Below are 24,803 nucleotides of genomic sequence, written 5' to 3' on the forward strand. Positions count from 1 at the left end.
TGCTCACCCGGGTGGAGGCCGAGCACGGCTTCGGCGTGCGCATCGAGGGACCGGCGCCGCTGGAGCCGATCGCCGACCTGCCCGGCGTCGCCGAGGTCTACAGCCTCTTCCGGCGCATCGAGGGCGACGACTTCCGGTTCCACGCGCCGAAGGAGATCCTCACCCCGCAGGCGTGGGAGGAGGCCGAGGTCAACCCGAACGACCCGATGGGCAGCCCGCTGATCGTCGGCTACGAGATGGACAGCGTCCCCGCCGGCCTCCGCGCCGAGATCCGCGGCGGCGACCCGATCTACCTCGACCGGGAAGACCTGGACGTCTACTACATGGAGTCCAGCGCCTACGTCTACCAGTACGAGCACCCCGACGAGGACGTCGAGTTCACCGTCATCGCCCCCGACGTCGCCACGTTCTTCGACGAGTACGTGCTCGGCCCCCGCTACCCGGAGCTGACGGCCGTCGTCTTCGGTCCCGCCGCTGCCGAGCAGCGGCTGCGCAAGGGCCGGCACGCCGGCGAGTACGCCGACAACTGGCGGCGGCTGCTGATCGCCGCCGGCCTCTCCTCCTGACCCACCCGCCGACCCTGCGAAGGACCGTCATGGCAGCTGATCCGCGGTTCACCGCGTTGTGGAGCGAGGAAGAGCTCATCCCGTACCCGCGCGAGGCGTGGCTGGAGGGGGGTTTCACCCCCGAGATGCTTCCCGAGGGCGACGAGATCCCGCTCGACGTGGCGGTGGTCTTCACCGCCTTCCTCGAAGGCGACATCGAGCTGTACGACACCATCCAGCTGACCACCGAGGACGGCTCGCTGGACATCCGACTGATCGTGGTCGGCGCGGTGGCCGACAACAACGACCTGCTCTACGTGCTCGACCCGCGCACCGGGGAGATCCTCCAGTGCGACCTGGAGCAGCCGGACGTGCAGCCGGTGAACAGCAACTTCCGCGCCTTCGTCGAGTTCCTCTACCAGTTCGCGCTCTTCGTCGAGGCGGACGAGGGCAAGCCGGGCCGCGCCGAACGGGCGGAGGAACTGCGGATGGTGCTGGAGAGCATCGACCCGGCCGCGTTCACCCCCGACGGCTGGTGGCCGTTGGTGATCAGCCAGCTGAAGTGACCGCCGGGCGGCAGGCCCGGATCGCGGTCAGCGTGGTGTGCACGTCGAACTGGTGTCCGTCGTCGCTGTCCCAGCCGCCGTCGCTGCGCTGGGTCTCGGCGAGCCGCCTGCGGGCGGCGGCGAACAGCCACTGCTCCTCGTTCCCCTCGACCCGGCGCAGCGTGGCGGCCAGCCACGCCACGTCGGCCGGGGACATCTTCGGCACCCGCTCGGCCAGCACCGCCTGGATGCGCGCCGACTCGTCGTACATCTGCTGCCGGTGCAGCACCGCCGCGCTCAGCCACCCGGCCGGCAGGAAGGACGGCCAGCTGCCGTCGGGGGCGAGCGCCGTGGCCAGCGCGTGCGCCGCCGCCTGCACCACCCCGGCGTACGCCCCACCGACCCGGTGGTCCAGCGGGCCGGCGGCCCGGGCGTCGAGCCCGGCGACGGTCAGCCAGTAGCCGGCGTTGGCGGTCAGGTAGAACCGGGCCTCCGGGTCACCGGGGCGGGCCCACTCCGGAGCCAGGCCGGCCAGCCGCGGGTCCTCCTCCCAGCCACCGTCGGGCAGTTGCCGGGCGGCGAGCCAGTCCAGCGCGTGCCGGGCCGCAGGACGGCCGAGCGCGCCGAGGTCGTCCAGCTCGGCGAGGCGGAAGCAGGTCGCGTCGACCGAGGCGACCTCGCCGCCGAGCACCGCCGGCCAGCCACCGCCGGGCGCCTGCCCGGCCTCGGCCTCGTCGAGCAGCTCCACCGGCGCCGGCGCGCCGGTGCGCAACCGGGAGAGACGGGCGCGGTCCACCGCGTCCCCGTGCGCCACGACGAAGCCGATCGCGGCGTCCATGTCGACCACGGCGGACACGCTACCTGCGAAAAGTCGGTCCCGCCTCCGGGAAACGGCTCGGCCGGGTCCACCGGGTAGCCACCGTCGACCGGCGCGACGTGCGAACCGGGCCGGTGCCGGGGCTGGCGGCACGGCACAGAGGCCCTCCCGCACGGGCGGAAGGGCCTCTGGTGCGACCGGTCAGTACGCGGGCAGCGACGGGTCGATCTGCTTGATCCAGGAGAGCACGCCGCCCTGCACGTGCACGGCGTCGCGGAACCCGGCCGCCTTCAGCGCGGCGAGCGCCTCCGCCGAGCGGACCCCGGACTTGCAGTGCAGCACGATCTGCCGGTCCTGCGGCAGGTTGGCCAGCGCCTCGCCGGAGATGATCTCGCCCTTGGGGATCAGCGTCGCGCCGGGGATCCGGACGATCTCGTACTCGGCCGGCTCGCGGACGTCGACGAGGAAGATGTCCTTGCCGGCGTCCTGCCACTCCTTGAGCTCCAGCGCGGTGATGGTCGAGTCGACCACCGCCTCCTGCGCCTCCACCGACACCGCGCCGCAGAAGTCCTCGTAGTCCTCCAGCAGGTCGGTGACCGTCGGGTTCTCGCCGCAGAGCACGCAGTTCGGGTCCTTGCGGACCTTGATCTTGCGGTAGCTCATCTCCAGGGCGTCGTAGACCATCAGCCGGCCGACCAGCGGCTCGCCGATGCCGGCGAGCAGCTTAATCGCCTCGTTGACCTGGATCGAGCCGATCGACGCGCAGAGCACGCCGAGCACCCCGCCCTCGGCGCAGGAGGGGACCATGCCGGGCGGCGGGGGCTCCGGGTAGAGGCAGCGGTAGCAGGGACCGTGCTCGGCCCAGAACACCGACGCCTGGCCGTCGAAGCGGTAGATCGACCCCCAGACGTACGGCTTGCCGAGCAGCACCGCCGCGTCGTTGACCATGTAGCGGGTGGCGAAGTTGTCCGTGCCGTCGACGATCAGGTCGTACCGGGAGAAGATGTCGCGGACGTTGTCCCGGTCCAGCGCGGTGTTGTGGATCTCCACGTCGACCAGCGGGTTGATCTCCCGGATCGACGCCGCGGCCGACTCGGCCTTGGAGCGGCCGACGTCGGAGACGCCGTGGATGATCTGGCGCTGGAGGTTGGACTCGTCGACGGTGTCGAAGTCGATGATGCCGAGGGTGCCGACGCCCGCGGCGGCCAGGTACATCAGGGCCGGCGAGCCGAGACCGCCGGCGCCGACGCAGAGCACCCGGGCGTTCTTCAGCCGCTTCTGCCCCTCGACCCCGACGTCGGGAATGATCAGGTGGCGCGAGTAGCGACGGATCTCGTCAACGGTCAGCTCGGCGGCGGGCTCGACGAGCGGGGGCAACGACACGGTGGACTCCCCGGGATCGGCTGATGGCGAACCGAGCCATTGTCGCCCGTCGTGGGGCCGGTCGGCCATGAGGAGGGACACGTCGCCCGAACTGCGGGAGCGGGAATATTCAGATCCCGGGGACCAGCCTGCCCTCGTAGCGCGAGCCGTCGACGTAGGGCCAGGCGTTGGCGACGCAGCCGTCCAGTCCGTACGTCTGCTGTTGCATCACCGGCGCCGGCTCGCCCGGGGCCGGGCACGCCTGGTGTTCCCCGCCGAACTCGTGGCCCACCTCGTGGTTGATCACGTAGGCGCGGTAGATCTCCAGCGGCGCCCCGTAGTCGGGAACGGCCTCCAGCCAGCGGGCAAGGTTGATGATCACCTGACCGGGGAGCCGGCAGGAGGTGTAGCCCTCGGTGCTCAGCCCGCCCTCCGCGCACATCCGCTCCGAGGTGTCCGGGGTGGCGAGGTAGACGGTGAAGTCGGCGTCGTCCGCCTCGGCCACCCGCTGCACCCGGAACTCCTCCGAGGCGGTCCAGCCGCGCGGGTCGCCCAGCACCTCGTCGACGGTGGCGGCGAAGGCGGCGACGTCCTGGCCGGTGCCCGACTCCACGGCCACCCGGTAGCGCCGGACCGGCCCGGCGGTGCCCCGCACCGAGGAGTCCCCGGTCGCGGCGTCGAAGCTGCCCGTGCCCTCCCGCGGATAGGGGGAACGGGTGGGGCGCTGCTCGTGCTCGCCCGCCGCCGCCCCGTACGCCGCCCGGCCCGGGTCGCCCGTGGGCGGCTCGCCGGCCTGCCCGTCGGGCCGGGGGGCCAGCGTCACCACGGCGGCCACCGCGAGCAGCAGGGCCAGACCGATCCCGAGGGCGCGCCGGTCCCGGAGCAGGGCCGGCAGGCGGCGGTCCCGGGACAGGGATCGCGGCGACGGACGGTGGCTCGGCGGACCAGGCGGGTCGCAAGGGGACGACGACGTCATGACCTGAGCATCCCACGCGAATCTGGGCATTTCCGCGCTTTTACCGCAGTTTGGCTACGGCCAGTCCCGGCCGTCGACGGTGGCACCGGTGGTGGGCGCTCCCGCCCCCGCTGTCCGCTCGGCGGCGGCTAGAGCGGCGGCCCGGCGTAACGCCGACCGTCGCGGTACGGCCAGGGGTTGGCGACGCAGCCGTTGAGGAAGAGCGTCTGCTGCATCATCACCGGCGCCGGGCGGCCCCTGCCCGGGCAGCGCTCGTGCCGGTGCCCCAACTGGTGCCCGACCTCGTGGTTCACCACGTACGTCCGGTAGACCGAGAGCGGCACGCGGGCGCTCACGTAGTGCGGCACCGACAGCCGCCAACGGTCCAGGTTGATGATCACCTTGCCGGGCGCCCGGCACGACGTGTACGGCCGCCCGCCCACCCGGATGTCGACCCCGCCCGCCGCGCACATCCGGCCCGCCGTGGCGGCGGTGGCCAGGTAGACCGTGAAGTCGTGCCGGGCGTCCGCGCGTACCTGCTGCAACCGCAGCCCGCCGTCGACCCAGCTCCCCGGCCCGGTGAGCGCCTCCTCGACGGCGGCCGCGAACTCACCCGCGTCCTCGTCGGAGCCCGACTCCACGGCGACCCGGTAGCGGTGCAGCCTGCCGGCCTCCCCCAGCACCGGGCGCACCCGGTCGTCGTAGCCGAAGCTGCCCCGGCCCGCCGACGGCACCGGCCCGGGCAGCCGCAGCACCGGCGGCGGGGGCGTGGTGGCCACGGTGGCGGGCGACGCCGGGACCGGCGAGGCGGACACCGGCGCGACCATCGGTGCGGGAGCCAGTTCCTCGGCGGTGAGCACCTCCGCGTCGACGTCGGCACCCCGCCGGTCGGCGACCACCGCCACCGCCGCGCCGACCGCGAGGAGGAGTGCGACCAACTCGACGAGGCGACGCCGGCGGGCCGGCCGGCGGTGCCGGGGACGGGACAGGTCCGGGCCCTGGGCGGCGGCCGCCGCCCGGTCCGTGGAGTGCCGACGCCCGCCGGCGGAGGCTGCGGCCCGCTGGCCCCGGGTCGGGGGCGGGGCGGGGCGGCGGTGGGCGGAGGACATCCCGGTCAGCCTGCCATGTCGGACCGCTTCGCGGTGTCCCCCGTTTCGGCGAGCAGGCCCAGCACGGCGCGGGCGACCAGGCGCGGCACCTCCAGTTGCGCCACGTGCCCGACGCCGTCGAGCATCAGCAGGCGGCTGTCCGGGACGACCCGCGCGGCCTGCGGCGCCACCCGGACGTCCACCAGCCGGTCGTGCCGCCCTCCGATGACCAGCGTGGGCGCCCGGACCACACCGGCCAGCCGCCACAGCGACCCCGACCCGGGCAGGTACGACCGCAGGAAACTGGAGACCAGGCCGCGGAACGTCCGGACGTACGCGGCGGCGTAGTGCTCGGCCTCGTAGCGCACCCGGATCTCCTCCAGCGCCTCCTGCCGGCGCTGCTCGCTGATCCGGCTCAGGTCGCCGATGCACGCCTCCATGACCTGCTGGGCCATCACCTCGGGGGCGAGCTTGGCCAGCTGCCGGGCGGCCAGGCGCTCGCCCCGGGGGATCGCCAGCAGCGGCAGCATCCGACCCTGCAACGAGCGCCGGAAGTCGAGGAACGGCAGAGCCGGCGAGATCAGGGTCAGGGTCCGGACCAGGTCCGGCCGCAGCCCCGCCACCTGCACCGAGATCGCCCCGCCCAGCGAGTTCCCGAACAGGTGCACCGGCCCCCGGCCGGAGTGCTCGATCCAGCGGATCACCCGCTCCGTGAAGGCCGGGATGGTGTAGCGGCGCCCCGGCTCGCTGCGGCCGAACCCGGGCAGGTCGATGGCCTGCCCGTCGAGGCGGTCGGCGAGCAGACCGGCCAGGTCGGTCCAGTTCTGCGACGAGCCGCCCAGGCCGTGCACGTAGAGCGCCGGCTCCGCGCCGGGGGCGGTGGCCGGGGTGTCCCGGACGTACGTCACGGTGCCGTCGAGGCGCACCTCGCGCCCCGGCCAGGGCGGCGGGACGGAGTGCTCGGGGAGGAGATGGTCCGGCCAGAGGGTGGCGCGCTTCATCCCTCCAGTCTGCCCGTGCCCGCGCCGCCCGGCAGCGCGTCGAACCGCGCCTGCGGCGCTCGGCAGCGTCCGGACCACGCCTGCCGCGAGCGGCCCGCACCGCTCCCCCGGCGCGTCGGACCACACCCCCGCGCTCAGGCCAGCAGCGCCTCGATCCGGCGGTTGACCGCGGCCAGGGTGGCCCGGACGACCGCCTGCCGGGGATCGCCGGCGACCAGCGCGGAGCCGACCAGCTGCTCGACCCAGCCGTCGCAGACGAGCAGCACCACGACCGTGGCCACCTCGCAGTTGCCGAACGGCACCACCGCGGCGTGCTCCACGAAGCAGCGGCCCCGCTCCGGCCCGGGGTCCCCGCCGCGGAGCAGCTCGTCCACCGCCGCCGCGGCGGCCACCGCGCAGAGCCGCAGCACGTACCCGTCGACCGCCGGTCCCGTCGAGTAGCCGGCGGCGCTCTCCCCGCCGGCGACGAGGCGCACCTCCACGGTGGCGTCGAGCCCGAAGGTGCTCACCTGGACGTGGTCGATCACCACCCGGGGACCGGCCGCGCCGCCGGTGTCCAACGGCCTGGACGGCGCGGACTCCGTCGTGGTCACCTGCCCGCCGGAGTACGACGTGCCGGCGGTCGCCGGGCTGCCGGTGGGGGTCCCGGCCGGGGCGGCCGAGACCGAGCCCGGCTCCTCCACGGTGGCCCGGCCCCGGTGCGGGGCGGCGGACTGCCGGCGCCGGCGCGGGGGCTCCGGCGCCGCCTCGGGGCGCTGCTCGGTGCGGGCCTGCGGGACCTCGGTCGGGCTGCCGGCCGCGCGGCTGCCGGGCACCCGGGTCTCGGCGGCCGGCGGCTCGGCGCTCCGCGGCCCGACGGAGCCCGGCGACCTGGTCTCGGCGGCGCGCGGCTCGGCCGACCGGCGGCGCACCGGGGCGGCCGGCATGCCGGGCACGTTCCGCGGGGCGGCGGCGAGCCCCATCCGCTCCTGGAGCAGGCGGGCGACCAGCCGGCTCACCTCGGCCGGGTCGGCCCCGTCGGCCAGGTCGAGCCGCAGGCTGTGCGCGCCGGCCGGGGTGCGGCGCAGGGCCGCGTCGCGAACGCCGGCCACCCCGCGTACGGCGTCGAGGATCGCGTTGACGTCGAAGCCCTCCGGCCGCTCCCGCAGCGGTGCGGGCTCGTCGTCGCGGCGCAGGTGGGTGGCGATGCGGGCGAGTTCCGGGGTTTCGGCGGGTGGCTCCACGGCTGGCGGCTCCGGCACGACGGGCACGTCCGGTTCGGCGGGGACGCGCTGCGGCAACACCGCCGACGGGTGGTCCGGGAGGCGGTCGTCGCCGGCCGGCTCGGCCGTCGACGCCGGTTCGGGGGCGGATCGGCGGGCCGCGTAGGGAGGCGCGCTCGTCGGGGCGGGCGCGGACGGGGTGCGGTCACGTCGCCCGGGCCCGCCCGTGGCGGCCGCGGCGGCGGGACCGGAGGCGGCCTGCGGGCCGTTCGACGCCTCCGGGGGTCGCTCCTCGCTCACCGACCGGAGCCGGAACGGCCGGGCCGTCCGGCCCGCGGTCTCGTCCCCGGCCGGCGCAGGAGTGGTGCCCTCCACCGGGCCGGCCAGGTCGTACGCAGCCGGGGGCGCGCTCGCGGGCGCGCCCGACGGCCCCCCGCCCGCCCAGGCGGGTCGCTCGGCCGGGACCGGGATGGACCGGTCGGCCGCGGGCGACGCCGCCCGGTCGGCGGGATCGGCCGGCGGCTCGTACGCCGGGCGCGACGCGGACTCGGTCCGGCCGACCTCGTAGGGGCGGCCCGGCTCGGCGTGCGGCGGCTCGTAGGGCCGGCCGGACGGCTCGGCGTGCGGCGGCTCGTAGGGTCGGTGCGGCTCGGCGGCCCAGCCTGGTGCCCGGTCCTCCCGGGACCGGCGGCCCACGGGCTCGTCCTCCTCGCGCGCCCGGCGGCCGACCGGCTCGTCCTCCGTGCGGGACCGGCGGCCGGTGGTGGCGGGCTCGTCCCAGGCCCGGCCGGCCGGCTCGCTCTCCTCACGGGACCAGGGGGGTGCCCAGCCGCCGCCCCAGCTCGGTCGGTTCCAGTTCGGGCCTGACCAGTCCGGCTCGGTCGCCGGTGGCCATTCGGCGGCCGACGCGCGGGAGTCGCCCGGTTCCCGGCCGGCACCGGGCCCACGGTCGGCGCCCGGCGCGTGCTCCGCGGCCACCTGCTCGACGCCCGGCCCGCGGTCGGGGCCGGTGGCACCCGAGGTGCCGGCCTGCTCGGCGGGGGCCGGCGCGGGGTCCTGCCCGGCGACCGGGCCACGGTCGGGGTCGGATCCGTACTCCTGCCGGAAGGGGCGCTCCGCGCCGAGCGCGCGGTCGACGCCGGAGAGCCGGTCACCGGTCGCCGGCCGGTCGCCCGCCGAGGCCTCGGGCGCGGGCGGGCGCTCGCCGGCCGGCGGGAACGGGCGGGGGGCGGGGGACGGCGGCTCCGGCGGGAAGGAGTCGGCCCAGCCGGGGGCACCGGCGGCCGGGGAGGGCTCCTCGGCGGCGGAGCGGTCGACGGTCGGCGCGTGGAAGCCGGGCGGCACCTCGAAGCCGCTGGCCGCCGTGCCGACGGGCGGGACCTGCATGGCCGGCGGGGCCGAGGTCGGCGGGCCGGGTTCGGCCCAGCGCGGCTGACGGCCGGCCGACGGGTCCGCGGAGGAGTGCCGGGCGGGGCCGGTCTCGGGCTCGGCGAGCCCGTGCTGCGGGTCCGACGGCTGATCGGCCGTGGGCGCCGGCCGCTGCGCGGGCACCACCAGCCGGTCGCCTCCCGGGTCGCGGCGCTGCTCGCCGAGGATGCCGGGCGGGGCGCTCACCGGAGCCTGGCGGCCGACCGGCGCGTCGTCGGCGTGGCTGACGCCGTTGACGTGGTGACCGTTGGCCCGGGCCGGCGGCTCGGGTGCGGCCGGCGGACCAGGCAGCGGCGACGGCAGGTCGCCGTGCCGGGGTGAGGAGGCGGCCCAGCCGAGACCCGGGTCGGGCGGACCCCACGCCGAGGCCTGCTCGCGGGCCCCGGAGATCTCCTGGCCCCGGGACCATCCGGCCGCCGAGGGCGCCCACCCGCTGCCGGCCCGGCCCAGGTCGTCCTGCTGACCCGTCCCGTCGCCGTGCTCTCCCGGGGTGGCGGCACCGGGTTGCCCTGTTTCACTCACCGCGCGCTCCTTGGTCGCCCCCGCTGAGGCTACCGTGTGGTGACAGTGGCGATAAGTTACAGCGGCGGGCCAATTCCGCGACGGGCCCTGAGCCCAGACCGGTTCGGGTGAAATGCCGGCTCGTACGAAGAAACTCGGAGGTTCCCATGACCGCTGTGGGGAACGGTGCACAGACAGCCGGCCGGCCCACCCGCCTGCCCCGTTCGGCGCGCCGCAAGCAACTGCTCGCCGCCGCTCAGGAGGTGTTCGTCGCCCAGGGCTACCACGCGGCGGCGATGGACGACATCGCCGAACGGGCGGGAGTCTCCAAGCCCGTGCTCTACCAGCACTTCCCCGGCAAGATGGACCTCTACCTCGCGCTGCTGGACACGCACTGCGACGCGATCCTCGCGAAGGTCGACGAGGCCATGCGCGGCACCAATGACAACAAGGAGCGGGTCAGCGCGTCGGTGCGCGCGTACTTCGACTTCGTCGACCACGAGAGCGAGGCGTTCCGCCTCGTCTTCGAGTCCGACCTGCGCAACGACCCGGCGGTGCGGCAGCGCGTCGAGCGGGTCGAGCAGGGCTGCATCGCGGCCATCACCGACACCATCATCTCCGACACCGGGGTCAGTCGGGCGCACGCCGAGCTGCTCGCCTCCGGCCTGGTCGGGGCGGCCGAGACCGCCGCGCAGTTCTGGCTGGCCGGCGGCCGGCAGGTGCCCAAGGCGGAGGCGGAGGCGTTGGTCGCCGCGCTCTCCTGGCGGGGCATCGCCAGCTTCCCGCTGCAAGGTGAGTCAGCCTGAGCATCGGGGCGCGAGATCGGATAGCCTTCCCCTCGGCGGCTCTTTCGCCCGAACGAGGAGGCACTGTGGAGGTCAAGATCGGCGTGCAGTACGCGCCCCGCGAGCTGGTGCTGGAGAGCGCGCAGTCGCCGGCCGAGATCGAGCAGATCGTGACCGACGCCATGACCAAGGACGAGGGCACCCTCTCCCTGACCGACGAGAAGGGCCGGCGGGTGATCGTGCCGGTCAACAAGGTCGCCTACGTCGAGATCGCCGAGGCGTCGCCGCGGGCGGTCGGTTTCACCGTCCGCTGACCCGGTCGGCAGCCCGCGACGGGTGACGACGTCGCCCGTCGCGGACCCCGCCGACCCGACCCGGCCCGGCACGCCGGCTCGTCCGGCACTCCGTGTGCCGGTGCGTCGGTCATCGAGCGGCAGGCTTCCTGGCGCCAGTCGCGGTGGAGTTCGCCCGCGCGTCAGTTGTTCAGCCCGGCGGCGGCCATCCGCGTGGTGTGCGCGGCGGTCAGCCGCCGGAAAAGTCCCTGCACGTCCACCCGGTCGCTACCGGCGATGAGGGCGGTCAGCGCGCCCCGGTCGGCGGCGACCCGACCGGCCTGCGACAGGGCCTCCCCGACCAGCCGCCGCGCCCACATCGAGAGCCGGCCGGCCACCTTCGGGTCCGCCGCGATGGCGGCCCGGATCTCGGCGACGGCGAAGTCGGCGTACGCGGAGTCGTGCACCACGTCGAGGACGAGCCGGCGGTCCGGCTCGGCCAGGGCCGCGGCGATCTCCCGGATGAAGTCGTCGGTGATGGCGTCGCCCACGTACGCCTTGGTCACCGCCTCCGCCCAGTCCCGCGGCTCGGTCGAGTCGTGGTACGCCTGCAGCGGCGCGACGTACGGCGCCATCGCGTCGTCGGGGAGCACGCCGAGCGCGGCCAGCCGGTCGGCCAGTCGACGGTAGTTGGCGATCTCGGCGGCGGCCATCTCGCTCAGGGCCGCCCGGCGGCGCAGGTCGGGGGCGAGCCGGGCGTCGACGGCCATCCGCTCGAAGGCGAGCAGTTCGCCGAACGCGACCAGTCCGAGCAGATCCGGGACGGCAGGGTCGGGCGGGTCCGGGACGGCAGGGTCGGGCAGGTCCGGGACGACGTGGGCCGACAGAGCCGAAACGGCAGGGCCGGGCGGGTCCGGGACGGCAGGGCCGGTCTGGTCGGGGTCGGGCACGAGCGCAGGCTACCGCCCGCCCGCACACCCCGGGGGGAGTGGCGCAGGTCACACCTGACGCCCCCGTGCGCGCCACCTGCGCCAGGAATCAGGACGGCCGGCGTGCTGTTCAGGTAACATGGAGCAGTTGCCGTGGGCGCCGAGCTGGCCAGGCCGGTCCAACAGACCGGTCGGTCCGATCGAAGTCCGACTCCACGGCGCGCGTGCGGCCCGGTCCGGCCAGGCGTTCTGCCGCCGACCGTGTGGCCCGCGCCAAACCGATCGCGCCCTGAGGACATGACGGGGCGCACCCACGAGAGGGCACCCCCAAATCCATATGAGCGAGCTGACCCAAGAACTCATGGACGGCCAGGAGCTGGCCGCCACCGCTCCGGTGCGTCCGGAGGCACCCACCTTCGCCGAGCTGGGCGCGCGTCAGGAGACCGTCGACGCGCTGGCCGCGGCCGGCATCACCCGCGCGTTCGCCATCCAGGAGTACGCGCTCCCGATCGCGCTGCGTGGCACCGACCTGATCGGCCAGGCGCCCACCGGCACCGGCAAGACCCTCGGCTTCGGCGTACCGCTGCTGGAGCGCGTCTTCGCGCCCGAGGAGGGCGGCGACGGCGTGCCGCAGGCGCTGGTCGTCGTGCCCACCCGCGAGCTGGGCATCCAGGTCGCCAAGGACCTCGCCGCCGCGGGCCGGACGCGGGGCGTCCGGGTGCTGCCGATCTACGGCGGTGTGGCCTACGAGCCGCAGGTCGACGCGCTGCGCAAGGGCGTGGAGATCCTGGTCGGCACCCCCGGCCGCCTGCTGGACCTGGCCAAGCAGAAGCACCTGCGCCTGGACCGGGTGCACGCGCTGGTCCTCGACGAGGCCGACCGGATGCTCGACCTGGGCTTCCTCGACGACGTCGAGCGGATCCTCGCGATGCTGCCGGAGGACCGGCAGACGATGCTCTTCTCGGCGACCATGCCCGACCCGATCGTCACCCTCTCCCGGCGCTTCCTGCGCCACCCGGTGACGATCCACGCGGGTCACACCGCCGAGACGGGGCCGTCGCCGCAGACCGAGCAGCTGGCCTACCGCACCCACTCGATGAACAAGATCGAGATCGTGGCCCGCATCCTGCAGGCCGAGGGTCGCGGGCTGACCATGATCTTCACCCGCACCAAGCGGGCCGCCGACCGGGTCGCCGAGGACCTCGACTTCCGGGGCTTCGCCGTCGCCGCCGTGCACGGCGACCTCGGGCAGGGCGCGCGCGAGCGGGCACTGCGGGCGTTCCGGGCGGGCAAGATCGACACCCTGGTCGCCACCGACGTCGCCGCCCGGGGCATCGACGTCAGCGGTGTCACGCACGTGATCAACTACGACTGCCCCGAGGACCAGGACACCTACACCCACCGGATCGGTCGCACCGGCCGGGCCGGGGCGAGCGGGGTCGCGGTGACCTTCGTCGACTGGGACGACATGCCCCGCTGGCGGATCATCGACAAGACGCTGGGCCTGGAGATGCCGGAGCCGCCGGAGACGTACCACACGTCCCCGCACCTCTACACCGACCTGCACATCTCCACCGAGATCACCGGCACCCTGCCGACGGCCGAGCGCACCCGCGCCGGCCTGGCGGCCGAGGTGGAGGAGGACCTGGGCGGCGGCCGGTCCCGCCGGGGCGAGGGCCGGGGCTCCCGGCGCGGCGACGGTCGCGGTCGCGGCGAGCGCCGCCAGGGCCGCGCCACCGGGGACACCGGCGGGCCGGACGCCGACGCGCCGGCCGAGGCCGCCGAGGAGGGCACCCGCACCCCGCGTCGCCGCCGGCGTCGCCGCGCCGGCGAGACCGTCTCGGGCGAGCCGACCGCGGTGATCACCACCGAGGCTGCCGACGCCCCCGCCGCCGCGGGCGAGGCCCCGAAGCCGCGCCGCCGCCGGCGCCGTCGTGGTGGCGGTGGCTCCGCCGCCGGTACGCCGGCCGAGGCGATCGCCGACTGACCCCGAGCACGACACCCGACATCCCCGTACCGGTCCCCGGTGCGGGGATGTCGCCGTCGTGACCGGATGAAGGCCCGCGCGACCGGGCGACCGAACGCGACCGGCCCCTACCCGCCCACCGCGCATGGTCTGGCGCCACGCGGCACGTCGGCAGGATCGCGCGCCCGAAGCGGTCGGGCCGCCCGGCGGTGCGCCGACGACGACGAGGAAGATGGAGCAATGCCCGAACCGCTGGATGCCGCCCTGACCGAGGTCCGGGCGCTGCTGCTCGACCCCGCGCTGACCCGGGCGGTGGCCGCCGGACGTCGACGCGGGCACCGCCCCTCGATGGTCCGCGCCGAACTGCGGCCGGTCGCGCTGAAGGCCGGTCCCCGGCTGCAGATCTCCACCTCCGACGGCTCCCGGCCGTACACCCGCAACGTCGCCCCCGGCCCGGAGGCGGACGCGGCGGTGGACGCGCTGCTGGCCGAGCCGTTCGGCAACTGGCACGTGGAGACCGCCGACGCGACGCTGCAGCTGCGGGTGACCAAGTCGGGCGAGGCGCAGGTGCACCGGGCCGCCGCGGCCCGGCCGGTCGCCGAGCCGGGCGGGCACGACCGGGCGAAGGAGTACCTGCTCGACCCGGGGGACCCGATCTTCGCGGCGATCGGGGGCTCGGCGGCCAAACGCCGGCAGGTCGACGCGTTCCTGCGGGCGCTGGCGGCGACCCTCCCCGACGACCTGACGGGGCCGCTGCGCGTCGTCGACCTGGGGTGCGGCAACGCGTACCTGACCTTCGCCGCGTACCGGTGGCTGGCGCGGCGGGGGCTCGACGTCGAACTGGTCGGCGTGGACGTCCGGGAGGACCAGCGCCGCCGCAACACCGAGCTGGCCGAGCGGCTCGGCTGGGCCGAGCGGGTCAGCTTCGTGGCCGGCACGATCGCCGACGCCGTCGTGGAGCCCGCCCCCGACCTGGTGCTGGCGCTGCACGCCTGCGACACCGCCACCGACGAGGCGTTGGCTCGGGCGGTGCGCTGGCGGGCCCGCTGGGTGCTCGCCGCGCCGTGCTGCCACCACGACGTCGCCGCCCAGCTGCGCGCCAATCCGGCCCCCGCGCCGTACGACCTGCTGACCCGGCAGGGCATCCTGCGCGAGCGCTTCGCGGACGTCCTCACCGACGCGCTGCGGGCCGGGCTGCTCCGGCTGCACGGCTACCGGGCCGAGGTCGTGGAGTTCGTCGACTCCCGGCACACCCCGCGCAACCTGCTCATCCGGGCCCGGCGCACCGGCACCGCCCCGACGGACGGCCAGCGGGCGGAGTACCGGGACCTGGTCGGCCAGTGGAACGTCACCCCACGGCTGGCGACGCTGCTCCCCGCAACCACCCCGGACGCCGGCGCGTCAGCACGCTAGCGCGGTCGATCGCGGCCCCGGTCCCGCGCGGGCGCGCCGGTGCCCAAGGCGCCCCAGCCGCTCGCAGCTTGGTTGAGAAGCGACAACCATCGCTCGGTCCCGGGTGATTCGCGTCATTGTTCCGGCGAAAAAGTCCCGCCCACGGGACGGTCTGGTCGGTCAGTCAATTGTTTCCATACCTTTCCGTACTACCCTCGGAGGCGCACCGCCGGGTGCCGGTCGGGAGGGAAGACCCGCAGGGATGGGTTCGGTAGAGGTATCGCCGCAGATGGCCTTCGCACGCTTCGTGCGGCGCGCCATCGACGACGCCCGCGAGGAACGCGGGTGGACCGTGACGGACCTGGCGTCCCACACCGGCGTCGGTCGCTCCACCGTGTTCCGCTGGCTCGCGGGGGACTGGCAGGACTACCCCGAACTCGCCAAGGTGCGGGGTTTCTGCGCCGCGCTGGACCTGCCGGTCGCGGCCGCTTTCCGTGCGCTCGGCCTGCCCGACGCCGGCCCCGCGCCCCGTCGGCGCGTCGACGACGGCCCGGTCGAGGCGGACGTCCGGGTGATCCTGCAACGGCTGGCCGATCCGACCGTGCCGGCCGAGGAGAAGCACCACATCCGCGACCTGCTGCGCTACCTGGCCCGCCGCCCGATCCGGCGCGCCGGCTGAGCCGCCAACCGCACCGCCGCCACCCGCACCGCGGGCCGAGGCACCACCCGCAGCGCCGCCCGAGCCGCCATCCGCAGCGCCGGCGGCGATGACGACTGCGGCCGGCGGCGCGACGAGGGGGCCGGCCGTCGGGGGGTCAGGGCACGGTCAGGGTGAACTCGGCGGTCCGCACCACGCCGCCGACCTGGAAGTCGAGGTAGAGCCGGTACCGGCCCGGGCCGGGCGTGGTCACCCAGAACGTCACCGCCCCGTCGACCGCCTGCGGCTCCGGGTGGACGTGCAGGTAGCCCAGGTCGCCCTCGCGCAACGCGACCAGGTGGCCGTACGCGCCGAGGTAACGCTCCAGCGTCGGGGTGCCGCCGGCGGCCGAGCCGAAGCGGAAGGTCAGCGGGACGGTCAGGCCCGCCTGCGGCGTGCCCTGGTAGCCCACGGTGAACCCGTCGACCGTGGCCGAGGTGGCCGGCGCCGGCAACGGCCGCGGCTGGTAGCCGCCGGGCGCGACCAGGTCGACCCCGAGCGTCACCGCCGTCTGCCGACCGTCGTCGGCGAGCGCGGTGAAGTCGGCGTACGCGCGCCAGACGCCCGGCTGCGGCAGGGTCAGCGGCACCGACCACGTGCCGTCGACGGCCATGGTCGGGTGCAGGTGCTGGTAGCCGGTCAGGTCGCGGCGTACCACGATCAGGTGCATCGGCCTGTCGTGCACGACGGCGAACCGTGTCACCGGGCGGCGCTGCGCGTCGCGCACCTGGAAGCGCAGCTCGCCCGGCCGGCCGGCGGTGAACGACGACGCCACGGGGGCGAGCGTGTAGCCGGCCGAGGTGACCGAGAGACCCGCCGCCTCCGCTGCCGCGTCCTGGTCGGCGCCGTGCTCGTGCGCGCCCGTCCCGGGCGCGTGGGCGTGGTCGGCCAGGGCGCTGTCCCGCCCCACCGACCCTGCCGGGCCACCGCCGTTGAGCCGGCCGAGACCGAAACCGAGCAGCACCGCGAGCACCAGACCGCCGACGACCAGAGCCAGCCGGAGCGTGCTCCGGTCCGGCACGGCCGACACCTGCTCCGGCCCGACCGGGGACTGATCCATCCCGACCGGGGGCTGGTCCGGCCCCGCCGAGGTCTGCTCACGCACCGTCGATCCCTGGTCCGGCACGGCCGACGCCTGCTCAGGCAACGCTGCCCTCCCGCTCACGCCCGGGCTGCTGATCGGTCATGTCGCTCACGCTACCCTCCGTCACAGTCGCGCCGTCCCGCCGGCGACACGGCGTGGCGGCGGTCGCAATCCCGCCCGCCCGGGAACGTCCCGGCCGGGTCCGCGACGCGGACGCACGGCTCAGCCGGCCACCGCCAGGGCAAGGGGCAGCACGTCGGGGGCGCCGGCCCGGCGCAGCTCCCGGGCGACCATCGTCATCGTCCAACCCGAGTCGACCAGGTCGTCGACGAGGAGCACCGGTCCGTCGAGGCCGGCGAGGGTGTCGGCCAGGTCCTCCGGCACGGTGAAGGCACCGTGCAGCGCGCGTACCCGCTGGGCGCTGTTGCCACGCGGGCCCCCGCCGCCGGCCGGGCCGGCCGCCGTCACCCGGCCGAGCATCGGCAGCCGGCCGACGGCGGCGATCCGCTCGGCGAGCGAGCCGACCAGCCGGGGCCTGCTGCGCGAGCCGACCGCGACCACGCCGACCGGGCGGCGTGGCCACGGGTCGTCCCCGTGCGCCCACGCCTTCAGCACCTCGACCACGGCGGCGGCCACGTCGTCGGGGACGGCGACGTCGGGCGCCTCCGGCGCCACCAGGTCGCGCAGCCGGCCGCCCCACCCCAGGTCGGACAGCCGCCCCACCGCACGCCCCGGCAGTGCCTGCTCCGCCGGGGCGATCCGCCCCTTGAGCGGTACGCCCACCGCCTCCAGCCCGGTCGGCCAGAGCTTCTTCGGCGCGATCTCCACGCCGGGGCGGCCGAGGAAGGTCTGCGCGGCGGCCAGCGCGACGTCGGACACCTCGGGCGTGAACAGCGGGCCGGCGCAGCGGTCGCACCGGCCGCAGTCGGTCGCCCCGGCGTCGTCCAGGCACTCGCGCAGGTAACGCAGCCGGCAGTCGGGCGTGGTCGCGTACTCCCGCATGGCCTGCTGCTCGGCGGTGCGCGCCTGGGCGACGCGGCGCAACCGGGCCTCGTCGTAGACCCAGGGCTCGCCGGTGGCGAGCCAGCCGCCGCGCACCCGGCGGACCGCGCCGTCGACGTCGAGCACCTTGAGCATCAGCTCCAGCCGGGCCCGACGCAGGTCGACGATCGGTTCGAGGGCCTGCGTGGAGAGCGGGCGGTCGGTGTGCAGGGCGGCCAGGACCGCGCGGACCTGCTCCTCCGGCGGGAAGGCCAGCGACGCGAAGTAGCGCCAGATCGCGGCGTCCTCGACGCCGGGCAGCAGCAGCACCTCGGCGTGGGCGACGGCCCGGCCGGCACGACCGACCTGCTGGTAGTACGCGATGGGTGAGGCCGGTGCGCCGAGGTGCACCACGAAGCCCAGGTCGGGCTTGTCGAAGCCCATGCCCAGGGCGCTCGTGGCGACCAGCGCCTTGATCTTGTTGTCGAGCAGGTCCTGCTCGGCGGCGCGCCGGTCGGCGTCCTCGGCCTGGCCGGTGTAGGAGGCGACCGCGTAGCCCCGGGAGCGGAGGAACTCGGCGGTCTCCCCCGCCGCGGCGACGGTGAGCGTGTAGACGATGCCCGAGCCGGGCAGCCGGTCCAGGTGGTCGGCGAGCCAGGCCAGCCGGTGCGCCGGGGTCGGCAGGTCGAGCACGCCGAGGCGCAGCGACTCCCGGTCCAGGCTGCCACGCAGCACGAGGGCGTCGCCCAGTTGCTCGGCGACGTCGGCGGTGACCCGGGCGTTGGCGGTGGCCGTGGTGGCGAGCACCGGGGTCCGCTCGGGCAGGTTGCCGAGGAACGTACGCAGCCGGCGGTAGTCCGGCCGGAAGTCGTGCCCCCAGTCGGAGACGCAGTGCGCCTCGTCGACCACCAGCAGGCCGGTGGTGGCGGCCAACTTCGGCAGCACCGTGTCCCGGAAGTCCGGGTTGTTGAGCCGCTCGGGGCTGATCAGCAGCACGTCGACGGCCCCGGCGTGGATCTCGGCGGTGATCTCGTCCCACTCGTCGAGGTTGGCCGAGTTGATCGTGCGGGCCCGGATGCCGGCGCGGGCCGCCGACTCGACCTGGTTGCGCATCAGCGCCAGCAGCGGCGAGACGATCACGGTCGGGCCGGTGCCGCCCCCGTCGCCCTGCCCGGCGGCGGCATCATGGTCGCGGCCCCGCAGCAGGGCGGTGGCCACGAAGTAGACGGCCGACTTGCCCCACCCGGTGCGCTGCACGCAGAGCACCCGGCGCCGGTCGACCACCAGCGCCTCGATCGCCCGCCACTGGTCCTCGCGGAGCCGGGCGTGCTCGCCGGCCAACCGCCGCAGCACCGCCTCGGCCCGCTCCCGTACCGCCGTCCGATCCTGGCTCATCCGGCATTTCTACCAGCGCCGGACGACCGCGCCCCGGTTCACGCCGGAGGTTCCGGTCACGATCCGGCCGGTGGCGGTCGCCCCCGGGGCGGGGGCCGGGGAAGGCGTCGACGTCAGCGCCCGAGGACGGAGCCGCCATTGACGCCGAGTACCTGGCCGGTGACGTAGCCGGCGGCCGGACCGGCCAGGTACCGGACGGCCTCGGCGATGTCATCCGGTACGCCGGCCCGCCCGACCAGCGTCGCCGCCACCCGCTTCGCGTGCCCCTCCGGAGTCATCCGGTCGCCGAAGAACTCCGTCTCCGCCACGTAGCCGGGGCTCACCACGTTGACCGTGATCTGTTCCGGGCCGAGCTGCCCGGCCAGGTCGTACGCCCAGCCGTGCAGCGCCGCCTTCGCCGCCGAGTACGCCCCGCCTCCGCCCCGTTGGGCGGCGATCGAGCTGACCAGGATGACCCGGCCACCCGGTCGGCGCAGGGCCGGCCGCAGCGCCTCGGTGAGCAGCACAGCAGTGAGCACGTTGGCGTCCAGATTGGTCCGCCAGTGCGCGGCGGTGCCGGCGAGGGTGCTCGTGTCCCCGCCCAGGTAGCCCCCGGCGTTGTTGACCACCACGTCGACCGGCCGCCCGGCGACCGCCTCGACCACCCCGCCGAGCTGCTCCGGATCGGTCAGGTCGGCGCTGACCGCCTGCGCAGCCCCGGGACGACCGCACTCGGCGTTCACCCGCTCGGCCGTGGCGAGCAGCACGTCCGCCCGCCGCCCCACGATCAGGACGTCGCACCCGTCCGCCGCGAGCGCCCGCGCGACCGCCGCCCCGATCCCGGTCCCCCCGCCACTCACCACCGCCAACCGCTCACCCATCCCGCACCGCTCCTCCCCACGACCGAGACCCCGTCGATCATGAAGTTAGTGTCACCGTCAACGGCGTTTCGCGACAACAACCTCATGATCAACGGGGTCTGTCCGGCCCGGGCCGGGTCAGGACGGACGGGACGGCCTGCGGAGCGAGTGGCGCAGGAGTGCCACGCGGGGGGCGAGGCTGGCCAGGCCGCCGGGGAAGAAGTAGACGGCCAGGATGAAGACCGTGCCGAGCACGAACAGCGGCTGCGACAGCGGGCGGCTCAGGAACCCGGGCAGCGCCTCCACCGCGTCGGAGGTGCCGAACGCGACCAGGCGGTGGTCCAGGTACATGTAGAGGATGCCGCCGATCACCGGGCCCCACCGGGTGCCCGGCCCGCCGAGCACCACCATGACCAGCAGCGCCAGCGTCCACTCGGAGGAGGTGATGTGCGGCGAGGCGCCGCCGACGATCAGGACGTAGACCACGCCGCCGGCCGCCGCCAGCCCACCCGCCAGGGTGAACGCCACCAGCTTGAACCGGTACGGGTCGAGCCCGAGCACCCCGATGCGCCGCTCGTCGTCGCGCAGGCCGGCGAGCACCCGCCCCGTCGGCGAGCCGGAGACCCGGTGCACCACGAAGACCACCACGACCAGGTACGCCAGCGCCAGCCAGTAGAGGTTGACCGTGTTGGTGACGCCGACCAGCCCCTGCGGCAGCCCGGAGACGTCCAGCGGCAGCCCCTCCTCGCCACCGGTCAGCCCGCCGAAGTCGCGGGCCACCAGGATCGCCCCGACCTGGGCGAAGGCCAGCGTCACCATGGCGAACGCGATGCCGACGGTGCGCAGCGCCACCGCGCCGAGGAGCGCGGCGAGGATCGACCCGCCGGTGATCGCCAGCAGCGCCGCCTGCCACAGCGGCAGCCCCGCCTTGGTGATCAGGATGTCGGTGCCGTAGACGCCGGCGGCGAAGTAGAGGGCGTGCCCGAAGGAGAGCATTCCGGTGCGGCCGAACAGCAGGTCGTACCCGGCGGCCAGGCCGCCGAAGACCAGGCAGACGGCGAGCAGTTGCAGGGTGCCCGGGGAGTTGAGCGCCCCCTCGAAGATGCCCGGCAGGTGCAGCGTGGAGTACGGCAGGATCAGCGCGACCACCAGCGCGACCAGCGGCAGGAACGGGCGCAGCCCGTGCCAGCGTCCCCGGCGCGGGTCCAGCTCGTCGGGCACCGCGGCGGGCGGAGCCGGGACCTCGGGGCTCTTGACCTCGGTCATGCCGTTGCCACCTTTCCGGCGATGCCCTGCGGGCGCAGCAGCAGCACCACGGCCAGCAGCGCGACCACGCAGATGTCGCCCAGCCCGGAGGTGCCGTAGTAGTTGACGAACTGTTGCGTCAGCCCGACGGCGACGGCCGCGTACGCGGAGCCGACCACCGAGCCCATCCCGCCGATGACCACCACGATGAACGCGAAGATCAGCAGCGAGCTGCCCTGGCCGGGCGAGACGGTGCCGAAGTAGACGCCGCCGAGCGCGCCGGCCAGCGCCGCCGCCGCCCCGCCGATGGCGAAGACGAGGGTGAACGCCTTGCGCACGTCGATGCCGAGCGCGGTGACCATCTCCCGGTTCTCGACGCCGGCCCGGATGATGAGGCCGTAGCGGGTCCAGCGGAGGAAGGCGAGGATCGCGCCGAGCACCAGCACCGCGGCGATGATCAGCAGCAGGCCGCCGTTGGGCACGTTCGCGCCGAGGATCGAGGTGACCTGCCGGGTCCACTCGGGGCGCGGGAACGGCCGGGCGTCCGCGCCCCAGGTGGCCTGGAGCAGGGCCACGCCGGCCAGCGAGAGGCCGACGGTGACCAGCACCTGCTCGATGGTGCGGGAGTAGAGCGGCCGGATCAGCACCAGCTCGACCAGCATCGCCACCAGCGTGCCGGCGGCCACCCCGAAGGCGACGGCGACCACGAAGCCGAAGCCGTCCGAGCCGGCGCCGGGCAGGTTGTGCGCCGCCCACCAGGTCCCGTACGCGCCGACGCCGAGGAAGACGCCGTGCGCGAAGTTGAGCACGTCGGCGAGGCCGAAGACCAGGGAGAGCCCGCTGGCGACCAGGAAGTAGAGCGCCGCCAGGCCGAGCCCGGTCAGCGCCAACAGGATGACGGTGTCCATCAGTGCTGGTCCTTCCTCGCGCCTGCGGGGCTCGCAAGCTCACTCCTCGCGCTCGGCGCGTGCCCCTCAGCCGAGCCCACGCCCAGCAACGACTTGGTCAGGGCGGTCTCCAGCAGCAGCTCCTGGGCGTCGCCGGTCCAGGCGACCTGCCCGGCGGCCAGCACGACCGCGTCCCGGGCGAGCCGCCGGACCACCGCCAGGTTCTGCTCGACCAGCAGCACCGGCACGGACTCGGCGACCCGCTCCAGCACCTCGGCCACCTCGGTCACCACCTTCGGCGCCAGGCCCTTGGTCGGCTCGTCGATCAGCAGCAGCCGGTTGTCGTTGAGCAGCACGCGGCCGATCGCGAGCATCTGCTGCTGCCCGCCGGAGAGCGAGCCGGCGCGTTGCCGTCCGCGCCGGTCCAGCTCGGGGAAGAGGGCGTAGACCTTGTCGTACGCCGGGGTGGTGCCCCGGCGTTCGGCGAGCCGCAGGTTCTCCGTGACGGTGAGCCCGGCGAACACGCAGCGGTCCTCCGGCACGTAGCCGAGCCCGCCGCGGATCAGCCGGTGGGTCGGCCGGGCCAGCAGGCTCTGCGCGCCCATCCGGATCGCGCCCCGGACCTCGCCGCCACGCGGCGTGAGGCCGACGATCGCGCGCAGCGTGGTCGTCTTGCCGACGCCGTTGCGCCCGAGCAGGACCGTGACGCCGGTCGGGGCGACCGTGAAGGACACCCCCTGGAGGATGTGCAGTCCGGCGATCCGGACCGACAGGTTCTCCACGCTGAGAATCGGTTCACTGCTCATAGCGACTCCCCCAGGTAGGCCTCTTGCACGGTGGGGTTGGCCATCACCGTCTCCGGGGTGTCGCAGGCGAGCAGCGCGCCGTGGTGCATCACGGCGATCCGGTCGGCCAGCTCCAGGATGACGTCCATGTGGTGCTCGACCATGAGCACCGACCGGCCGCTGTCGCCGGTCAGCGAGCGGATCACCGAGACGAGTTCGGGCACGTCCTCGGCACTGACGCCCGCCATCGGCTCGTCGAGCAGCATGACGCGGGGCTCCCCGGCGAGCAGCAGGGCGATCTCCAGCTTCCGCTTCTCGCCGTGGGCGAGGGTGCCGGCGAGGGCCTCGCCCCGGTGGGCGAGGCCGACCCGGTCGAGCGCCGCGTCGGCGGCGGCGGCGACCTCACGGTCGGCCGCCGCCCGCCGCCACAGCTTCATCGAGCCCCCGCGGTGCGCCTGCACGGCGAGCCGGACGTTCTCCCGCACGCTGAGCGAACCGAAGACCGAGGATGCCTGGAAGGTACGGCCGAGCCCGAGGCGGGCCCGCCGGTGCGGCGGGAGGGAGCCGATGTCCTCCCCGTCGAGGGTGATCCGACCTTCCGTGGCCCGGCGTACGCCGGTGATCAGGTTGAACAGTGAGGTCTTGCCGGCGCCGTTCGGCCCGATGACGCCGAGGAACTCCCCGGGCGCCAGGTCGAGGTAGACGCTGTCGACGATGGCGACCTCACCGATCCGCCAGGTCAGACCGCGGGTGGCGAGCATCTGTTGTCAGCCCTTCATCGCCACGGCCGGCGGCGCGGTCTCGTCCCCGGTCAGCGCCTTCTGGGCGGTGGCCGTGAACGTGGTGCCGCTGCCGGTCAGCTTGGCCTGGAACATCGGCTGGAGCAGCGCGTGGTCCTCGGCGCGGATGCTCATCTTGCCCTTGACCCCGTCGAAGCTCCAGCCCTCCAGGGCCTTGACCATCTTCTCGACGTCGTCGCCACCCTCCTCGACGGCGCGCACGACCATCTGCGCGGCGGCGAAGCCGTCCGGGTGGAACAGGTCGACGGTGCCGACCTTGGCCTTCAGCGCCTTGGCGGCCTCGTTGTCGGAGGCCCCGTCGAAGTAGTGCGACAGGAAGGAGATCTTGGCGCCGGCCGCGCCGAAGGTCGGCCACGAGGCGCGGATGTCCAGGCCGGTGACGACGGTGGTGGAGGACAGGACGCCCTGCTGGTCGAGGGTCTGCCACATGGCCGGGGCGGTGGTGCCGGCCCAGGCGACGAAGAGCAGGTCCGGCTTGGCGGACTTGATCTGGCTGGCGAACGGGGTGAACTCGGTGGCGCTGGCCGGGGCCCGGACGCTGCTGACGGTCGCGCCCGCGCCGCCGATGACGGTCTTGACGGCGGCCTCGTTGGCGTCGCCGAACGCGCCGTCCTGGGCGAAGACCACGACCTTCTTGCCGGCCGGGTCGCCGATGAACGACTTGGCGGTCACCACGTCCTGGTACGACTGCCGCCCGGAGCGGAACGTGTACTTGTTGGCGCCGGTCACCGCGTCGGTGGCGGCCGGCCCGGAGACGAAGAGGACCTTGTTCTGCGCGGCGATCGGGGCGACCTGAAGCGCCACGCCGGACGCGGTCGAGCCCGCGATGATCTTGTTGCCCTTACCGATCAGGTCCTTGGCCGCGGAGACCGCCTTCGCCGGGTCACCGGCGTCGTCGACCTCGGTGATCTCGATCGTCCGGTCGCCGACCTTGTTCGTGCCCTTGGTGGCATAGTCCAGGCCGGCCTTGAACCCCTCGATGTACTGCTTGCCGTAGCTGGCGAGGGCTCCCGACTGGGAGTACACCAGGCCAACCTTCACCGGGGCGGCGCTGTCACCGCCGCCGGAGGCGGTTTCCTGCGGGCTGCCACAGGCCGTGGCGGCGAGCGCCGCGGCCATCATGGTGGCGGCGGAGAGGAACACCCGCCGCGTCGTCCGGACCGTCATTGCGACTCCACGTGAGGACTCGGAGGTAGGGAAGTACATGTGACGGCTCACGCTAGAAGTGACGTCACGCACGGGCTATGTGGCCGAAACACACAAGTAACAGGGGTGGGGTGGCCGCGGGTTACAACGGTCACG

At 74.9% G+C, this 24,803-nt stretch carries 22 protein-coding genes; 7 read left to right on the forward strand and 15 right to left on the reverse strand.

Annotated elements, in window-relative coordinates; all coding sequences use genetic code 11:
• Together ABZ793_RS15785 and ABZ793_RS15790 are read left to right on the forward strand one after the other, a co-directional pair.
• Positions 1 to 566 (forward strand): hypothetical protein (locus ABZ793_RS15785; protein WP_357457362.1); only part of this gene is annotated, 566 nt, incomplete at its 5' end.
• A gap of 29 nt (positions 567 to 595) precedes the next feature.
• Entirely contained in the window at positions 596 to 1,111 is a 516-nt protein-coding gene (locus ABZ793_RS15790) for an SUKH-4 family immunity protein (RefSeq protein ID WP_357457364.1), read from the forward strand.
• On the opposite strand, the gene ABZ793_RS15795 is transcribed toward ABZ793_RS15790, so the two are convergent.
• The 6 genes from ABZ793_RS15795 to ABZ793_RS15820 all read right to left on the reverse strand — a co-directional run bounded on the left by ABZ793_RS15795 (position 1,095) and on the right by ABZ793_RS15820 (position 8,493).
• A complete protein-coding gene (locus ABZ793_RS15795) occupies positions 1,095 to 1,928 on the reverse strand; it encodes a prenyltransferase/squalene oxidase repeat-containing protein (RefSeq protein WP_357457588.1) in 834 nt (277 codons plus the stop codon). The genes ABZ793_RS15790 and ABZ793_RS15795 overlap by 17 nt on opposite strands.
• A gap of 180 nt (positions 1,929 to 2,108) precedes the next feature.
• Positions 2,109 to 3,290 (reverse strand): adenylyltransferase/sulfurtransferase MoeZ, encoded by a 1,182-nt coding sequence (moeZ, locus tag ABZ793_RS15800; RefSeq protein WP_350707166.1) that lies wholly within the window; start codon positions 3,288 to 3,290, stop codon positions 2,109 to 2,111.
• Positions 3,291 to 3,399: 109 nt separating this feature from the next.
• A complete protein-coding gene (locus tag ABZ793_RS15805; RefSeq protein ID WP_357457366.1) occupies positions 3,400 to 4,245 on the reverse strand; it encodes a DUF3152 domain-containing protein in 846 nt (281 codons plus the stop codon).
• A gap of 128 nt (positions 4,246 to 4,373) precedes the next feature.
• Entirely contained in the window at positions 4,374 to 5,333 is a 960-nt protein-coding gene (locus ABZ793_RS15810; protein ID WP_357457368.1) for a DUF3152 domain-containing protein, read from the reverse strand.
• Positions 5,334 to 5,338: 5 nt separating this feature from the next.
• Positions 5,339 to 6,313: an alpha/beta hydrolase gene (locus ABZ793_RS15815; RefSeq protein ID WP_357457370.1), complete on the reverse strand. Its 975-nt coding sequence runs from the start codon at positions 6,311 to 6,313 to the stop codon at positions 5,339 to 5,341.
• 134 nt (positions 6,314 to 6,447) lie between these two features.
• On the reverse strand, positions 6,448 to 8,493 hold the full coding sequence (locus tag ABZ793_RS15820; protein ID WP_357457590.1) for a hypothetical protein: 2,046 nt from the start codon (positions 8,491 to 8,493) through the stop codon (positions 6,448 to 6,450).
• A gap of 1,118 nt (positions 8,494 to 9,611) precedes the next feature.
• Between ABZ793_RS15820 and ABZ793_RS15825 the strand changes: the two genes are divergently transcribed.
• Positions 9,612 to 10,250, forward strand: a complete 639-nt coding sequence (locus tag ABZ793_RS15825; protein ID WP_357457372.1) for a TetR/AcrR family transcriptional regulator — start codon at positions 9,612 to 9,614, stop codon at positions 10,248 to 10,250.
• A 65-nt stretch (positions 10,251 to 10,315) separates the two neighbouring features.
• The gene (locus ABZ793_RS15830) at positions 10,316 to 10,543 is read left to right on the forward strand and encodes a DUF3107 domain-containing protein (protein ID WP_350684773.1); all 228 of its coding nucleotides are present in this window, start codon (positions 10,316 to 10,318) and stop codon (positions 10,541 to 10,543) included.
• Positions 10,544 to 10,704: 161 nt separating this feature from the next.
• Here the strand turns inward: ABZ793_RS15830 and ABZ793_RS15835 are convergent, their stop codons facing one another.
• Complete coding sequence (locus ABZ793_RS15835) at positions 10,705 to 11,451, reverse strand: ferritin-like fold-containing protein (protein ID WP_357457375.1); 747 nt, start codon at positions 11,449 to 11,451, stop codon at positions 10,705 to 10,707.
• Positions 11,452 to 11,767: 316 nt separating this feature from the next.
• On the opposite strand from ABZ793_RS15835, the gene ABZ793_RS15840 reads away from it, so the two are divergent.
• The 3 genes from ABZ793_RS15840 (at position 11,768) to ABZ793_RS15850 (ending at position 15,467) form a co-directional block, all read left to right on the forward strand.
• Entirely contained in the window at positions 11,768 to 13,417 is a 1,650-nt protein-coding gene (locus ABZ793_RS15840; protein ID WP_357457377.1) for a DEAD/DEAH box helicase, read from the forward strand.
• A 219-nt stretch (positions 13,418 to 13,636) separates the two neighbouring features.
• Complete coding sequence (locus ABZ793_RS15845; protein WP_357457379.1) at positions 13,637 to 14,809, forward strand: SAM-dependent methyltransferase; 1,173 nt, start codon at positions 13,637 to 13,639, stop codon at positions 14,807 to 14,809.
• A 241-nt stretch (positions 14,810 to 15,050) separates the two neighbouring features.
• A complete protein-coding gene (locus ABZ793_RS15850) occupies positions 15,051 to 15,467 on the forward strand; it encodes a helix-turn-helix domain-containing protein (RefSeq protein WP_091627481.1) in 417 nt (138 codons plus the stop codon).
• Positions 15,468 to 15,603: 136 nt separating this feature from the next.
• On the opposite strand, the gene ABZ793_RS15855 is transcribed toward ABZ793_RS15850, so the two are convergent.
• The 8 genes from ABZ793_RS15855 to ABZ793_RS15890 all read right to left on the reverse strand — a co-directional run bounded on the left by ABZ793_RS15855 (position 15,604) and on the right by ABZ793_RS15890 (position 24,668).
• Entirely contained in the window at positions 15,604 to 16,545 is a 942-nt protein-coding gene (locus tag ABZ793_RS15855) for a hypothetical protein (RefSeq protein ID WP_357457592.1), read from the reverse strand.
• Between the two features lie 246 nt (positions 16,546 to 16,791).
• Positions 16,792 to 18,945: a DEAD/DEAH box helicase gene (locus ABZ793_RS15860; protein WP_357457381.1), complete on the reverse strand. Its 2,154-nt coding sequence runs from the start codon at positions 18,943 to 18,945 to the stop codon at positions 16,792 to 16,794.
• Between the two features lie 113 nt (positions 18,946 to 19,058).
• Positions 19,059 to 19,805 carry an SDR family oxidoreductase gene (locus ABZ793_RS15865; protein ID WP_357457383.1) on the reverse strand — a complete coding sequence of 249 codons (747 nt, stop codon included), beginning with the start codon at positions 19,803 to 19,805 and terminating at the stop codon, positions 19,059 to 19,061.
• Between the two features lie 117 nt (positions 19,806 to 19,922).
• Entirely contained in the window at positions 19,923 to 21,050 is a 1,128-nt protein-coding gene (locus tag ABZ793_RS15870; protein WP_357457385.1) for a branched-chain amino acid ABC transporter permease, read from the reverse strand.
• Complete coding sequence (locus ABZ793_RS15875; protein WP_350707141.1) at positions 21,047 to 21,937, reverse strand: branched-chain amino acid ABC transporter permease; 891 nt, start codon at positions 21,935 to 21,937, stop codon at positions 21,047 to 21,049. Before ABZ793_RS15875 ends, ABZ793_RS15870 begins: the two co-directional genes overlap by 4 nt.
• Positions 21,937 to 22,722: an ABC transporter ATP-binding protein gene (locus ABZ793_RS15880; protein WP_357457387.1), complete on the reverse strand. Its 786-nt coding sequence runs from the start codon at positions 22,720 to 22,722 to the stop codon at positions 21,937 to 21,939. The genes ABZ793_RS15875 and ABZ793_RS15880 overlap by 1 nt, the downstream gene beginning before the upstream one ends.
• Positions 22,719 to 23,462, reverse strand: coding sequence for an ABC transporter ATP-binding protein (locus ABZ793_RS15885; protein ID WP_357457389.1), 744 nt, complete (start codon positions 23,460 to 23,462; stop codon positions 22,719 to 22,721). Before ABZ793_RS15885 ends, ABZ793_RS15880 begins: the two co-directional genes overlap by 4 nt.
• Positions 23,463 to 23,468: 6 nt before the next feature.
• A complete protein-coding gene (locus tag ABZ793_RS15890; RefSeq protein WP_357457392.1) occupies positions 23,469 to 24,668 on the reverse strand; it encodes a substrate-binding domain-containing protein in 1,200 nt (399 codons plus the stop codon).
• Positions 24,669 to 24,803: the final 135 nt, after the last annotated feature.

It is taken from the genome of Micromonospora sp. NPDC047465 (assembly GCF_040643125.1).
GTDB lineage: Bacteria > Actinomycetota > Actinomycetes > Mycobacteriales > Micromonosporaceae > Micromonospora.